At 59.6% G+C, this 15944-nt stretch carries 8 protein-coding genes; 3 read left to right on the top strand and 5 right to left on the bottom strand.

Annotated elements, in window-relative coordinates; genetic code table 11:
- The first annotated feature begins 8 nt into the window (after nucleotides 1-8).
- Complete coding sequence (locus AB4Z15_RS22305; protein WP_442019001.1) at nucleotides 9-1223, top strand: ParB/RepB/Spo0J family partition protein; 1215 nt, start codon at nucleotides 9-11, stop codon at nucleotides 1221-1223.
- 5894 nt (nucleotides 1224-7117) lie between these two features.
- On the opposite strand, the gene trxA is transcribed toward AB4Z15_RS22305, so the two are convergent.
- The 5 genes from trxA to AB4Z15_RS22280 all read right to left on the bottom strand — a co-directional run bounded on the left by trxA (nucleotide 7118) and on the right by AB4Z15_RS22280 (nucleotide 13172).
- Nucleotides 7118-7444, bottom strand: coding sequence for a thioredoxin (gene trxA, locus AB4Z15_RS22300; protein ID WP_216924410.1), 327 nt, complete (start codon nucleotides 7442-7444; stop codon nucleotides 7118-7120).
- A 37-nt stretch (nucleotides 7445-7481) separates the two neighbouring features.
- Nucleotides 7482-8438 (bottom strand): thioredoxin-disulfide reductase, encoded by a 957-nt coding sequence (gene trxB / locus AB4Z15_RS22295; protein ID WP_442019000.1) that lies wholly within the window; start codon nucleotides 8436-8438, stop codon nucleotides 7482-7484.
- 290 nt (nucleotides 8439-8728) lie between these two features.
- Nucleotides 8729-10438, bottom strand: coding sequence for an ABC transporter substrate-binding protein (locus AB4Z15_RS22290; RefSeq protein WP_442018999.1), 1710 nt, complete (start codon nucleotides 10436-10438; stop codon nucleotides 8729-8731).
- Nucleotides 10439-10578: 140 nt separating this feature from the next.
- Complete coding sequence (gene murJ, locus AB4Z15_RS22285; protein ID WP_442018998.1) at nucleotides 10579-12642, bottom strand: murein biosynthesis integral membrane protein MurJ; 2064 nt, start codon at nucleotides 12640-12642, stop codon at nucleotides 10579-10581.
- Between the two features lie 26 nt (nucleotides 12643-12668).
- Nucleotides 12669-13172, bottom strand: coding sequence for an NUDIX hydrolase (locus tag AB4Z15_RS22280; RefSeq protein ID WP_216924651.1), 504 nt, complete (start codon nucleotides 13170-13172; stop codon nucleotides 12669-12671).
- A gap of 196 nt (nucleotides 13173-13368) precedes the next feature.
- Between AB4Z15_RS22280 and AB4Z15_RS22275 the strand changes: the two genes are divergently transcribed.
- Together AB4Z15_RS22275 and AB4Z15_RS22270 are read left to right on the top strand one after the other, a co-directional pair.
- Entirely contained in the window at nucleotides 13369-14850 is a 1482-nt protein-coding gene (locus AB4Z15_RS22275; protein WP_442018997.1) for a CCA tRNA nucleotidyltransferase, read from the top strand.
- A complete protein-coding gene (locus AB4Z15_RS22270; protein WP_442005263.1) occupies nucleotides 14847-15428 on the top strand; it encodes a histidine phosphatase family protein in 582 nt (193 codons plus the stop codon). Before AB4Z15_RS22275 ends, AB4Z15_RS22270 begins: the two co-directional genes overlap by 4 nt.
- Nucleotides 15429-15944 lie beyond the last annotated feature (516 nt).

Below are 15944 nucleotides of genomic sequence, written 5' to 3'. Positions count from 1 at the left end.
ATGAATCAATGAGCGAAAAGCGAAGGGGCCTCGGCAGGGGTCTTGGGGCTCTCATTCCTAGCTCACCCGCGGGTGCCCAGGGAAACGGCGCTGCGCCCTCCCGCCCAGTGGACCTGTTCTTTCCGGAAGCGCGTAAGACAGCAGAGCCGCTGGAAGCGCCCGATGCTACGGCTCCCACAGCTACTGCCGACTCCGGGATGTCGAGCGTAGCTAGTGGTTCTCCTACCGGCGCTGCGAAGGAAGCATCCCCATCCGGCGAGGCGAAGCACGCCGCGCCCAAGCCAGCTACAAAGCGCTCTTCGTCTGCTTCGGTGAAGACGAGTGGTGCGGAGACGAGTTCGACGGCGTCTTCCGCCCCTGCTGCTCGCACTGCAGCTACTCCGCCCGAGGTGGAGTTGGTTGAGGTTCCAGGAGCGAGGTTCGCTGAAATACCGGTGACGGACATTCATCCCAACCGTAAGCAGCCTCGATCTGTCTTCGATGAAGACGACATGGCCGAGCTGGTGCACTCCGTCAAGGAAATCGGTGTCCTTCAGCCAATTGTTGTACGTACTTCAACCGAAAAGGGTGGAGAACCGTACGAACTGGTCATGGGTGAGCGACGTTGGCGTGCAGTTCAGGCCGCTGGGCTGGAAACAATCCCGGCGATCGTTCGTGACACCACTGACGACGACCTTCTTCGAGACGCGTTGCTGGAGAACCTGCACCGTAGCCAGTTGAACCCGTTGGAAGAGGCAGCCGCCTACCAGCAGCTCCTGGAAGACTTTGGAACTACCCATGAGCAACTGGCCGACCGCATCGGTCGCTCCCGTCCTCAGGTATCGAATACGCTGCGACTTTTGAAGCTTCCGCCGTTGGTGCAGCGCCGTGTGGCAGCCAGCGTCTTGTCAGCCGGCCACGCCCGTGCTCTCTTGGCGTTGCCTGACGCGGCCGCCATGGAGCGTCTTGCTCAGAAGATCGTTGCTGAAGGTATGTCTGTCCGGGCCACTGAAGAAGCCGTAGCTCTGTACCAGGACCCCACCGCGCCAGCCAAGAGTGCTATTCCCAAGCCCAACGCGAGGCACGAGCGCCTGGACTACCTGGCGTCGTCGCTTTCCGACCGCTTGGATACGAACGTGAAGATCACGTTGGGTGCTCGCAAGGGCCGCGTTAGCATCGAATTCGCGAGCGTAGAGGATCTCAACCGCATCATGGATGTTTTGGGACCGGGCTCTGAAGACTAGTTTTCCCGACCAACTGAATGGGGTTTGCCATGTGGGCAGACCCCATTTTTGTGCCCCGGAGCTTTGTGTTCCGAAGCGCTTGTCCTTCTCAATGCTAAGTTGTTAGGTCTTCGGTAGGCAGGCCGCCCTTCCGAGTGCGTGGTTTCACGTGAAACTATGTTCTCCCAGGGCTTCAGAATGCTATTCTTCTGTGCGCTTTTATAGCGTTCGACGTTGTGGATAAAAAGACACATCTCTTCTTGCTCCGGTAAGTCTGCCGCGCACGAGCCGCAATCACTCCAGCGCGGCAACGGAGAAGGGAGTCCGTGTTCGATGGGTTCCGTTCATGAGCATATCCGCGCATTGAACCAACAGGGTTTATAACCTCGTTTTGGCCGCCAAGCTGCTGGAGTCGGAATCCGCGTGGAGGCACATCTCCAAAACATTCGAGGCCGGTACCGAAGCTGTTTTCCAGCGGCTTTTGAAAGGACGCCGCATCCCGCAGCACCCGACTGCCTGATGATGAGGGATGTTTCACGTGAAACTGGGACGTCGCATACCCTCGAACAGCCTTCGCCTTGCAGGTACGTATTGCGGCTGGTTCGGACTTCCATGGCTGGACTTCTTCCTGTTGGGAGGAGGTTGCTTGAACTAGCCCGCTCCGCGCTAAAAGGAAAGTGAGCGATTTGATGTGGCGTGGGACGTTGAGTGTTCCACTCCGGCACGACCGGGAGAAGGTCTAAAGCGGTCGCGCTTCTGACGCGGAGGTGTAGAAACAGTCCGTGGTCTGGATTTCGTTGGAATGAGATTGAGCTCATGTCTCCGAGTAACTGAATGCACTACTTTGGCCCTTTGCAGTCTTTTCTCGTGGCACGGTGTCATTCCGATGCTCGCTTGGGGCCGCATGACCCGCTGGTCACGGTTTCCGGTCATCGTTTCACGTGAAACACTGCGAAGGCGCGTAGCAACTTCGCGATCGAAAGGGAGGGACATCGATTGTTTCACGTGAAATGCCCCGTTGTCTCAACTGGACCGAAGGAGCAGAGCATGGACTGGTGGATACGGAGAGTGCAACTAGGCAAGATGGAATTACAAGTCTGAAATTCGCGATGGTGTAGCGCGAACTCCCACTAGGGTCTGCCGACGAGCATCAAGCCCAGTACTCCCCATCACTCCAACGATCTCCATACCAGGAAGGGAAGTCAGTCGGGCTTTGGAGTCAGTTGATGTGGGAGGTAGATCCGGGCCTATGAAGCGGACCGGCCACGCCACGGCTGGACGTACGTCCTAGCGGTGCTTGTTGGTTGTGGGTATGGGAGCGACGGACCGGCGTGAGATGCAACGGCTTAGTGGCGGCATCTTGAGTCCGATAGACCATTGTCCCAATGTCTGGTGGTGTTCGATCGGTTCGAGCATCGTAAACTGAACGTTCTCGTGTAGCGCGCTCGAGGGGTCCGAGCTGGGCGTTCCCGTTGTCGCGTACATCTATGAAGTCTTCACGACACTGGCGCCCCCACCACAAATGACCTCCCTTTTCCCTCCTGCCAACGCCCTGGGGCCTGCACAATACAGGCCGATGCATTGCCGCCACCCTTATGGTATTGGCCCAGCGAGCTGACTACGCAGATGGAGCGCCGATTCTGCGGACCTTGAACTGAGGAGAACGCCAATGTTCAATGTGGCCGGAAAGACAACTGGGACAAGAGGTCTTAGGCTCCGTCAGGGAGAAGCTTTCCCCCGTTTGCGGTCTTCGACGCAGATGCCTTTCCAGCCATAGTCCGTGAACTTCCCACAGTAGCCACTGAGGGTCGAGGGTCGGCACGATGTCCATCCGAGCTCATCGACTACCTAAGCTTTTCGCCCATCCAAGATCTTCGCACACCCAAATTCTTCGAACACAGTGGCAATGGCCTATGCGGACCACGCGGCTTGTTCCAAGTCGTCGTCGACCTTGAGACGCAGTGCCACGTAGGAAGACGGCGACATGGCATCCTGGCGCTCAGCAGCGATGAGTTCCGTCGTGCGACCCCACAGCCCTTGCTTGGTGCGCGATCCACACCCAATTATCCAGGGGCAATTACACGTACCACCGAACCTCGTGGGTGAGCGAGGCATCACGGCTGGTCTGTTGGGAATTGAATGGATTTGACATTGGCTGCCTGATAGATCTGATGTTGTACGTTTGCCTTGATATTCCGTCTCGGTAATCGTCGTTAGCCTTAAAGGTCTGGCTCGGCCGACCGGTCACCCGGCTTCGTGGATGGCCTCCTGAAAGGACGTGCCGGACCCTCGTCGAGGACGAACGGCAGACACTGTCTGTTTCACGTGAAACATTATGCACTGTCAACTGCATAGCGCGGCGGGCGGAAGCTGACATCGAGATGCATGGGACTACACCTAGTTGGGAGGTGGATAAGCCTGTGGATAACTTTGGGGATAAGTCTGTCCCTTGCTAAGGAGTGCCTGTTTCCAGAAGTGTCCAAGTTGCACAAAGTAAGAGACGCGTGCACCGCGATCCTTCCTGGAAGATTCGACGCATGTTTCACGTGAAACGCTCCGGCAGGGAAAGGGGTGTATTTCATGTCACATGATCCCAAAACACTTTGATTTGCGGGAATTTGGCGCGTACGCGAACCGAAGGCGACACGGAGACCCTCACCAGATCCGGAGTAGTCAGAGGGAGATGAATCGGGGTGGCGAAGATCAGCGCAATGAAGAGCTGTGGAATCGATATGTTGAAGGCCAACTGGCCGGTGGATAAGCCTGTGGATAACTTTGTGAATAACGTGAGCCAGTCTCCGGGTCTGCGTGCCACTGCTGGCTTCCCGGGATCGCTCAGATTGGACCGACCCTCGATGCGCCGGCGTCTAGTCCATAACTGCGAAGTCGACTGCCGTGCAAGGGCAACAGCATGTTCAATGCCGAAGGCCGTCTGGGGCTCGTCACGGTGGTGTATTAGGTTCGCCGGTGAACCGCGGTTCATGCAGGAAGGTACTGAGGGCCGGTCAGAGCCAGGTTTCGACTCCGACTCCGGCTTCTTTGATCGGATGTTTCGTCCCCAGGGACTGGGTCGAGCTCTATGCCGAAAATTTCTAACTGTCCTTCTGGGGCCATCGCTGGGCGGGCAACGGTAGCAGCGTACTGCAAGTTGCTGTACGCATTTCCCCAAATGGTCGGGACGAGGAGCGCATCGTGTACGAGTCAACGGCCTCCCTATGGTCGTCCCCTACTGGGCGCTAACGTAAGTGGCGTTTGCGGGCGGTATGGTCAGCGGCGTCGTCCTTGAGATTGTAAGGCTTCTGTCGGAGTAGACTGCCTTCCGCCTAGGAAGTCCTCTGCAGGGGGCCCATCCATCTTGTGAACGTACAGCTAGACGGTCAGGTTACTTACCATGGTGGCTCAGTACCACTGGTGTGTTTCACGTGAAACATTCGGATCGCCTGGGGTTTCCCCGCAGAGCACTTCCTTGGAAGGCTTGGGTTCCGATATCAATCTCTTGCCGTCGAGCGTGATCGAGTGCTGGGTGGTTCCCGGCCCGACAGTTGATAGGACATTCCGGTGGCGGCAAGTTCTCCATGAAGCTGCCGCTCCTTCATTTTCCCAAGGTGCGTCGACGGTAGGTGGAAGGAGTCATCTCGAGCGCAGTAGAAAGCTGGCCGCCCACGCACGTCGCAGGAAGAACTCTCGACTTGTAGGTCATGCTTCCATGGCCAGGCCAGATGAGCTTCTTGCTATTGCCGGGCAGGGGCTCAGGAAAGCGCCAGTCGGTACTCCTGGAGGTCTGCGCGCCGCAGTAATGAAGTCCCACTGTCCCGTACGCGGGCCTGAGTCGCATTTGGTTCCAACCGCCCCGTCTGGGCCGTGTGGGAGTATGTACGGCTTCACTGGTGTCACCAGCACGCACAATGCACTCTTTGCACGTTGGCGCAGGAGCTGTTCCTGCAAACAATGAAGCTGCCAGGTGCCAGTCAAGATGTTTCACGTGAAACGGACGTCCAGCCCTGGAGAGCTCGTTGCTCTGAATAGGTTTGGGCACGCCTGCCGGGTCCATGGAACAATCGTGTAGTTCTCGACGCCAGACGAGTCGAGCTCCACCCCGAGCTGTGTCCTCCAGCCGCCAAATGCAGCCTGGGGTCGAATGCCCGTTACGCATTGAACTCCGACGAAGGAATTCGCGCATTGGACACGAGCGTTGAAATGCCGCTCCACCTTAAGTCGAATGCCACACCAGTTCTAGTCCCCAGGAGGACGGCAGGGGCGGCTCTTTTGACACCTGCAAGGGCTAGCAAGTCGAGGGAGCGTTCGCACTCCCCTATGCTCCATGATCAAGGTTGGAGTGAACTATTGGGCTGTCGGACTGTAGAGTGCGCCGTATTGAAGCGCGGTGGCCGTTCTCAGGCGTATGCCGATACCTTCTGGTGTATTCCTGACAGGCGAAGCTCAATTATCTAGATCCGCCAGGGAACGCGTATTGACATGGACAACAGCTCAGACGATGTTCGCGAGAGATTACTGTGCTTGCATTGAGTCGTTCCGGGGCAGATTCTCGAAGCGGGTATTTCATGAAGCCGGTCATCGCAGTCGTCTATTGCATTGGTTAGGACAGCAGCAAGGGGGCAAACGAGCAAGGCTGGGAACTCACTACGGTCAAGTGGAGCGTACCCAGGGTTGCCGACCCCTTGCTTCATTGCTATTTGTGATGCTGCCGAGTGCTCGCGGGCCTATGTTTCCTGAAACAGTCCTTCTCCTTGGCTTCAGAGCGTGTTTGTCTCCCCAGGTGAATATTCTTCACCACTGCACGGAGATGTTTCACGTGAAACACCGCGAGACTCCCTCGATGTGAGCAGGGCAGCAGTTGTTGTCCGAATTTGTAGCCGATGCCGGGATGGTTTTGGGGCTCGAAGTTTGGCCGCGGCGAAGCCGCTTCACGTGAAACATCTCGAGCGCCCCGACGTTGACCGGAGGAGCTCAGCGACCAGAAGTGCACCTGTTTGCCTCCGGGATGCTCCACGGAACGTGAGCCGCATGAACTAGCGACCTTGGAATCTTGACTGCATGCCTCCACTGCGGAGCGAACGGCACGAAGGGGAATAGGGGAAAGAACTGTGCATGTCCCCTACTAGGCCGCTTGAGACTCCTGGGTGTTGCTTGACATGAGAGGTAAGGGCATTGAGGTTCAGAGCCGGGTGTTATCAAGAGTCAGGCGGTTGCGAAGTTGCAGATCCAAATGATGCTGTCGATCCGGAGCGTTATGTACGGGCTTGTTCGACAATTTGCCACCGCAAACCCATCGGCGTTGGTGAAACTATTCGGCGAACCCGGACATTGGCATCAGATGACGTCGGAGCGGCACGACTGATGCCCTGCAACGATCGCAACTTCCCCGGCGGACTGAGAATGAGTATGCGCGCTGCTGTTTGCTGTATCCGGTTGAACATGGCCTGAGATAGGCGCCCAATCAGTGGTCATCGCTAGGCAGGACCATAATTCTCCACGGCCCTGTCTGCAGAGCACTTCAGGATCTGAGAGAGGATCCGGCGGGAGGGGTGGGGATGTGAGAGAGGATCCGGCGGGAGGGGTGGGGATGTGAGAGAGCATCCGGCGGGAGGGGTGAGGATGTGAGAGAGGATCCGGCGGGTGGGGTGGGGATGTGAGAGAGGATCCGGCGGGAGGGGTGGGGATGTGAGAGAGGATCCGGCGGGAGGGGTGGGGATGTGAGAGAAGGACGTGTTTGCCTACCCCAGGTAAGGGGAACACGCATTGAGGAGTTCGGCGGACGCACAGAGCCTTTGGCGCAATCACACCGATAGAAACAAACTCTAGGGGGTGCAAATTGGCCAAATGCAAAAAGCCGGCGACTCCCACTCCTTCAGGAGGGACAGCCGCCGGCTTTTCACTGACTAACTAAGGGGAACCTAGGACAAGACGTCTGCGAATTCCTTTTCGAAGAACTGCTTTGGCTTGGCGCCGATGACCGTGCTCTTCACTTCTCCCCCGCTGAACAGGTACACAGCCGGGATGGACGTGATGCCGTACTCGGCAGCGATGGCAGGGTTGTCGTCGACGTTGAGTTTCACGACGTCAACCTTCTCGCCGTATTCAACGGAGATCTCGTCGAGGATCGGGCCGAGCTTGCGGCAGGGTCCGCACCACTCTGCCCAGAAGTCCACGATGACTGGCTTCTCGGAAGCCAGGACATCGGTGCTGAAGCTTGCGTCAGTTACGTCTTTAGCGTTGCTCATAACTTTTCCCTTCGTATGGTTGCTGGTCTGGTGAAGCTCAGGAATGCAGGTCTGCGAGGTAGTGCTCCACATCCAGGGCAGCCACACAACCGGAACCCGAGGCCGTGATGGCCTGGCGGTAGGTGGGATCAATGACGTCGCCTGCGGCGAACACACCCTTGATGTTGGTACGGGAAGTCCGGCCCTCTACGGCAATCGTTCCTTCGGGGGTCAGATCAACTTTGCCCTTTACGAGTTCCGTGCGGGGATCGTTGCCGATGGCCACGAAGACGCCGGTGACGTCGAGTTCAGATTCGGTACCGTCAACCAGGTTCTTGAGCTTGAGGCCCGTTACCTTGTCATCGCCGAGAACGTCCTCTACAGCAGTGTTCCAAATGAAGTTGATTTTCTCGTGCGCCTGGGCGCGGTCGCCCATGATCTTGGAAGCTTTGAGGGTGTCGCGACGGTGGACCACTGTGACGGACTTGGCGAACTTGGTAAGGAAGAGGGCTTCTTCCATGGCGGAGTCGCCACCACCGATGACGGCGATGTCCTGATCCTTGAAGAAGAAACCGTCGCAGGTTGCACACCAGCTAACACCGTGGCCCGACAAGCGCTTTTCGTTCTTAAGTCCAAGCTCGCGGTAGGCCGAACCGGTGGACAGGATGATGGCCTTCGCCTGGAAGGTCTCCCCCGTGCCGATGGTGACCGACTTGATGTCGCCGTCGAGGTTCAGTTCGGTGACATCCTCGAAGAGAATCTCTGTGCCGAAGCGGGCTGCCTGTTTCTCGAAGTTTTCCATGAGATCTGGACCCATGATGCCGTCGGGGAACCCCGGGTAGTTTTCGACGTCCGTGGTGTTCATCAACTCGCCACCAGCAGTGACGGAGCCGGCAATGAGCAGAGGCTTCATGTTGGCGCGGGCGGTGTAAACGGCGGCTGTGTAACCGGCGGGGCCTGAACCGACGATGATGACGTCACGCACCTGCGATGCGCTGTTTTCTGCAATGCTCACGTGGCGTGAACCTCTTCCTTAGTCGATGCTGCGGCTTTCGGGGCAGCCACCTGACTCAACCCCTTCAACGGTCCAAATATTCCGTTGGATTTGGAGGGCCTAAAACCCACCATCATTCAGGGTACCGTCTGGAGGCGTGGCGAATCGAAGCGGGGACGCCGGATGACTGATGGCCACATCAGTCACAAAGACAGGCCCACATGCGAAAACCAGGTAGCAGCAGGTGTCGTTTTGGCGGCTCAAAACGCGCTCAACTGCAACCTAGTTGGGTAAGCGCGGCGAAAACGGAACTACTGGACCGTGATCTCGGCCAAGCGCAGACCAAATCCGAACTGGGTCTTGGGAGCAGCGAGTTTAGGCAGCGTCTTGATGACCACGATGACGTACTGGGTCTGCGTGGGAGCAGCCAGCGGCATTGTCAGGTCCGGAGACGTGAAGCTGTTGGTGCCGACGAGCTTGGCGCCGTCCATTGCGGGACGATCGTTGGTGTAGACGCTGATGCTTCCGCCCGAGCCGCCCAATTGGTTCAGCACCACTGACTTGACCTCTGTGGGCTGCTTGAGCTTCACGACCAAGGGCATCTCACCCGAGAGTCCACCCCAGTTGGCGGAAGCGAACTCCATGTCGGACCAGTAACTGGCCGGGTTCCCATCAAATGCTTTGGGAAGGTCCTTATCGAAGGATGCAGCGAAGGGGAAGTCGCCAAGGCGCGTAATGCCATCGATGGCCGGAGGCGTTGCCGGAGCAGCGGTCTCACTGGGCGTCGGCTTTTCGGAGTCGGTGCCCGTTGCCTGCGAGGAAGTCGTTGTTTTGTCTGATGCCTTCGGAGCGCCGCTGGGCAGGAGGCTTCCCAGGTTGGTGACCGCCAGGACAAGTCCAACGATCAACACTGCTGCCAGCAGACCGCCGACGAGCCAACGCAGGGACCGCGGCTCGCGTTCCGGGGTTTCGTCCTCGTAGACCTCTTCATCTTCGTAATCTTCTGTGGCAGCGGCCGACGCCGGGAAGCTGGTAGGAGCACGATCGTAACCAGGATCTGAGCTACCTCCAGCGGCTTGAGCCGCCCCGCCGGCAGCGAGGCCGTAGTCCTCCTCAGACCAGAGGGAAACCTTTGGTTCCCCGGCAGGCTCGCGAGTCGGTGCGGGCTGCGGGTTCACGGGTTGTGAAGCCACAGGCTGCGAAGTGACGGCTTGGGTAGGCGGCTGAACCGGGGCCACCGGCGTGGTAGCAGGCGAAGCTCCGGACGACGGCGACTGTACAGCCTGCGTCCGCGGCTGGGCCTCCGTACTAGCAGCGGCAGCAGAAGTACCGCCAGCACCGGAAGTCCCATTCGCGGCAGCCCCGGCGTCGTGGTTCTTGGACCCGGCGTTCTTCAGCGCGGCAGCGGCAGCAACTCCTGCTGCCCCGGCGCCAGCCGCAGCAGCAGCGAGCTTCCCCGCGAGACCACCCCTTGCCGATGACGGGCTGGATGAAGGCATAGGAGGAAGGTTGCTGGCCTGCGTGCCTGGTGCTTCGTGGGAAGCATCCGATTCCGATTGGACCGGGTAGCCATTTTCGTCGTACTGGATGTACTCGGCTTCGTGCTCATCGTCTTCATAGAGGCCGTCATAGGTCTCGGGCTCGTACGTGCGGGGCTGGCCGAAGATCTCGCTGCCGAGGGTTTCCGTGAAGAACGGTTCGATGTACGGCGGGTGGGTTGCGACCACGAGATCAAGAAGGTCCGGCGCAGTGCTGTGGTTGGTGATCAGGTACGTGGTGTTGTCGCTGACTCCGAGGTCCAGGATCTGGACATGGCCAGGGCGCTCCCCCGTGGCGACTTCGCGGGCACTCTGTGCTACCTGCTCGGCGTTTCCGGGACCGGCAACGAGGATGCTGACGGGGCGGTTGAGGACCTGGTCCACGCCGTCGAGCACCAGATCTTGGTCATGCGAGGTCAATACGGTGGCCGTGACCTTATAGCGGCCGCCAAGCACTGATCCGACGTCGATCGGGTGGGACACGTGTTCCTCCTAGGCTGTCCGGGAGCTGCGGGTCCTGCACGCGGTCCGCCCGGCGAGCCGGTTGTACCACTTTTGCAACTACCTGTATTCATTTCTAGCCTAGCCGATTGGCGCCCGCCGCCCATGTTGGCGCCACCGGTTCACTTCTTCCGCTTCTGCCGGGTGTGCTGTCCAGCGTCCCGATTGGCGGGAAAGTAGGGATTGTGGCCGGGGTCGCCTTGGTAGGTTCGCCTGCCTGGCAACGGAACCTGAGGGTGGAACCTTCCTCCCTTGGCCGTGCTCGGTACGTCTTCATCCGGCAGATAATTCGTGCGGGGTTGTTCAGATTCGGAGGTGCCGGAAACGTCTGCAGTCCTGGCTGGAGTCTCAACGGCGGGTTCGTGCTCAAGCGCCGGGCCGGCTCTGAAGGAGGCAGCATCGAACTCGCCCGAGATGCGAGGAATCAAACCGGTATCGTCCGAGACTGTGGCGCGTGCCGCCGTCGTGGGTTCAGCAGCTGCCCCTGCCACGGCAGGTGCGCCGCGGCCAAAGCGGCCCATCAGCGGGCGCATGAGATCGCGCAGCTCGGTGACGTGGAAGAGGCGAAGCAGGAGCAGATAAGCCACCAGCATGACGGGCCCGACGACGACCACGGTCACCAAGGCAGCCGGCCGGCTGCTCCACGCGAAACCGTCGGCACGGTAGCTGCCCAGGAGCCACAGCGCCAGAGCCCCCGCAATCGCAGAGCCGAGGCCCGCGTAGCCCATGCGGATGTAGGAATTGGCGATTCGCGGACCATCGAGATGGCCCATCATGCGGCGCAGGAACCAGACGCTGATCACCACGGAAAGGATGTTCCCCAAGGTGTAGAGGACAGCGATCGCGTAGATGATCTGGCCCACGGGCAGGAACTGAATGATAAACGCGCCCACCACATAAACGACGGCGAGCAACAGCTGCACATAGAGCGGCGTGCGGGCGTCCTCGTTGGCGTAAAACACGCGCGACATCATGAAGTTTGCGCTCATGAACGGCGTGCTCAACGCCAGGATGGTGAGCGTCTGGGCCAGCATGACGCCGTCCTGGGGCTTCCCGCCGGAGAAGAACATGCCCAGCGGGCCAGCCAGCGCGAACAGCGCCAATGCGCCAAAAACTGTTGCGACAGCCATGGTTCGCAGTCCATGCGAGAGCGCGTCACGCAGTTCGGCCTTGTTGCCATCCTGGGACGCCCGCGTCATGCGGTTAAAGAGGACAGTGGCCAACGACAGGGCAATGATCGAGTGCGGCAGCAGGTAGAGCTGGCTCGCAACTTCAAGGACCGCGTTACCCGGGAGAGTGGAGGCCGCTGTGGTCTGGCCTGAATTGTCCAGCCGGAGCCGTTCGGCACCGGGAATCGTGGCAATTTTCATGACGTACAGGAAGGCCAACTGCCCGACGGCGGCAGTCAGCAACGTCCACACGCTCAACTTGGCTGCCTGGCCCAGTCCAACGCCGCGCCACCCGAAACGGGGCCGCAGGCCCAGTTTCAGCCTCATGACGGGAATCAGCAGGATGGCGGTTTGGGCGATCACTCCGAACGTGGAGAATCCGGCAATCAGGAATGTCTGGGTTGGTCCCCAATTATCGAGTGTGTGCGGATTGGTGTAGTTGGCGCCCAGGATCCAGATGAACATGCCCAGGCCCGCGATGGCCACCACGTTGTTCAGGATGGGGGCCCACATGGCGGGGCCGAACGCACCATGCGCATTCAGGACCTGTGTAAGAAGTGCGTAAAGGCCGTAGAAGAAGATCTGTGGAAGGCACCAGAAGGCGAAAGTGACCGCCAGGGCCTTCTGCTGTTCCGAGTAGCCCTGGGTCGTTAGGTCGATAACGATGGGCGCGGCCAGGGTCACAAGGGCTGTCAGCCCCAGCAGCACCAGCACAGCCAGAGTCAGGAGTCGGCTGATGTAATCAGCGCCGCTGTCCGCACCCTTGCTGGCCTTAATGATCTGCGGGACCAGGACAGCGTTGAACACGCCGCCAGCCACCAACAGGAAGATCAGGTTGGGAAGGTTGTTCGCATTAATGAACGTGTCATTGACCGTTGAACCCAGGCCGAGTGCAGCGCCGAGCATCCACGTTTTGGCGAAGCCAAGGAACCGGGAAACCAACGTTCCGGCGGCCATGATGGCGCTGGAACGTGCTTCTCCGGATTGAACGGACTGGGTAGTTTTGGCTTCAGACATCGCCCTTATCGTCCCATGTAGCCGGGTCAGAGGTGTTCGGGAAGCACTTCCCGTGCCAAATCGGCGATGCGGCGTTCATTTGGGAAGGACAATTTGCGTGCCAACTCCTGGATCGGCACCCATGCGGCATCCACTGCCTCCTGGTCCGGATCATTCTCGATGGTGAGCTCGCCGCCAGTGGCCCGGAGCAGGAAATGGTGGACGGTTTTGTGGACCCGGTGGCCGCTCACAGTGAACCAGTAGTCGATGCTGCCCAGGGGCGCCAGGATGTTGCCCTCGATGCCGGTTTCCTCGGCGATCTCGCGGACGGCAGCTTCCTCGTTGTTCTCCCGGCCTTCCGGATGGCCCTTGGGCAGGCACCATTCAAGCCGGCCACCCCTATTAAGGCGGGCGATAATCGCGACCCGGAGTTCGCCGTCGGACGTGTCTACTACGACACCGCCTGCCGACACTTCCTCCACAGTGGGAAGCGAGGCCTGGACCGGGTGCTGCGGGGCAGGCGCGACGTGGGCGCCGATTGCCGACGGCAACGGTGCGTTCGTCCTCCTGCCAGGAGCGCTCGGGATCGGATTGGCCATGAAGTCCACTCTAACGACTCTTGCCCTCGAGTGATGACCGGGACATGGCCGCAAGATGGACTGCAGGAGACACGGGTTACGGGTCCGCTGGTTTTCGGATGCAACTCTGGCCCAATGCTGCGGAAAAATCTGCCAAGCTTAAGGAACTATGGCGCACGTATTGGACAGCTCTTCAGTTAACTTCACCATCGATCCGGTGGTGCTCGATCTCGGGCAGCGCTTTGTCGACGCCGGCTTCGAGCTGTCCTTGGTTGGTGGACCTGTGCGCGACCTTTTCCTGGGGAGGACGTCCCCGGACCTGGACTTCACCACAGACGCGACGCCCGAGCAGACGATCTCCGTCATCAAGAAGTGGGCGGACAACTTTTGGGAAATCGGACGGGCTTTCGGCACGATCGGGATGAAGAAGAACGGCTTCCAGATCGAAGTCACCACGTACCGCGCCGAGGCGTACGATCCTGACTCGCGTAAGCCCGTGGTCGCCTTTGGCAACTCCCTGACGGAGGACCTGCTCCGCCGCGACTTCACCATCAACGCCATGGCCTTGCGCCTGCCGAGCCTGGAGCTCGTGGACCCTTTCGGTGGCGTCCGGGACCTCCACGCCTCCGAACTCGCCACGCCCGGCGCGCCTGAGGCATCCTTCTCTGATGACCCCCTGCGCATGATGCGGGCGGCTCGCTTCGCGTCCCAGCTTGGCGTGTCGGTTCACGACGACGTCCGGCTCGCCATGTCCCAAATGGCCGACCGCATCAAGATCATCTCCGCCGAGCGGGTCCGCGATGAACTGGTCAAGCTGATTAACGGCGCGCACCCGCGCGTGGGCATCGATCTCCTGGTGGACACCGGGCTGGCTGAGTTTGTCCTCCCTGAGGTATCCGCGCTTCGCCTCGAAGCCGATGAACACCACCGCCACAAGGACGTGTATCAGCACTCCCTGCAGGTCCTCGAACAAGCTGCTTCACTGGAAACCGGCGGCGACGGTCCGGTGCCGGGCCCGGACTTCGTGCTTCGGTTCGCCGCGTTGATGCACGACGTCGGCAAGCCGGCTACGCGCCGGTTCGAACCGGGCGGCGCGGTGAGCTTCAGACATCACGACGTTGTGGGTGCCAAGCTGACGGCCAAGCGAATGAAGGCGTTGCGCTTTGACAACGAGTCGATCAAAGCCGTGTCCCGCCTGGTCGAATTGCACATGCGGTTCTACGGCTATGGGGATGCTGGCTGGACCGATTCTGCCGTCCGCCGCTATGTGACCGATGCCGGGCCGCTGCTGGAACGCCTGCACCGGCTCACCCGATCCGATGTCACCACGCGTAACCAGCGCAAGGCCGACCGCTTGTCCTTCGCCTACGATGACCTTGAGCACCGAATCTCGGCGCTCTTGGAGCAGGAATCGTTGGCGGCTGTTCGGCCTGACCTCGATGGAGCGCAAATAATGGCGCTTCTGGGGCTAAAGCCGGGTCCTGTCGTCGGGCGGGCCTACAAGTTCCTTCTGGAAGAACGGATGGAACACGGTCCGCTGTCCCCGGAGGAAGCTGAGAAGAAGCTCTTGGCGTGGTGGGAAGCGCAACCCGAGTCCGCCGTCGTCGAACCTTCAACCGAAACCGCCGCAGAAACCAAGGAGTCCTCATGAACGCCGCGATCTCCCCGCGTCCGCAACTTTGGATCCTTCGCCACGGCGAGACGGAATGGTCCAAGAGCGGCCAGTACACGGGCCTGACCGACCTTCCCTTGACCGTAGAGGGTGAGCAGCAGGCTGTCGAAGCGCGCAAAGTCCTTGAGGGCATCGACTTCGACCTCGTTCTGACCTCCCCACTGCGTCGCGCCCGCCGCACGGCTGAACTTGCAGGTTTTCCCGATGCCGTCCACGAGCCGCTGGCGGTGGAATGGAACTACGGAGACTATGAGGGCGTCAGCTCCGACCTCATCCGCAAGGACAATCCGGACTACCTCATCTGGACGGACGGCGTGCCCAACGGCGAAACGCTGGACGAAGTGGCCGCCCGCGCTGACAAGATCATTGGACGTGTCCTGGAGTCAGGCATGGACAATGTCCTGGTAGTGGCACACGGACATTTCTCCCGTATTCTCACAGCGCGTTGGCTGGAAATGGACGCCAGGGAAGGTCGCCACTTCATTCTTGGAACTGCCAAGGTTTGCACGCTTGGATGGGATAAGCGGACGCCGGCGATTGTCCGTTGGGGTCTCTGAAACGCGAATTTAGAAAAACTTTGGCTAAATAGCGAATTGCGCTGGCCAAGACTCCTATTCATGGGGTAGCTTATATCTTGTTCCCAGAGCGACCCGCCGGGAACAAGGCGCGCATTACACCGGTTAATCAGTCGGAACGTAATGCCACAGCGGAAAAGGAGGTTGGGAAAAATGATTACTTTGACTAGCGGATGGAATGTGACCGTCACTGCTACCCCGGCCTCTTGCGCTGATCGACGCCCTTTTTCGAAGCATTTTTCGAAGCGCTGACCACTCCCTGAACCACCGGACCGGCTCCAACGCCGGCGGTCTTCATGGCCACCCGTCAAGGGTGGCATTCTGAGCAGTCAGTTGTAGGCGCAGACCCACGCAACAAGCCGCGGGTGCGCAGTTTCCCCAAAGTTCGGAACCAGCTTCTTGTTGGGGACGACTGCAGGAAGCACACGCAATTGTGCACGATCACTCGCTGCTCCCGTATAGGTCTGCCCACTCCCCTTATTAGCGCCGGACTATTTG

Source organism: Paenarthrobacter sp. 2TAF44 (assembly GCF_052114885.1).
In the GTDB taxonomy this organism is placed as follows: Bacteria; Actinomycetota; Actinomycetes; order Actinomycetales; family Micrococcaceae; genus Arthrobacter.
This window is presented reverse-complemented; position numbering and strand designations above follow the sequence as displayed.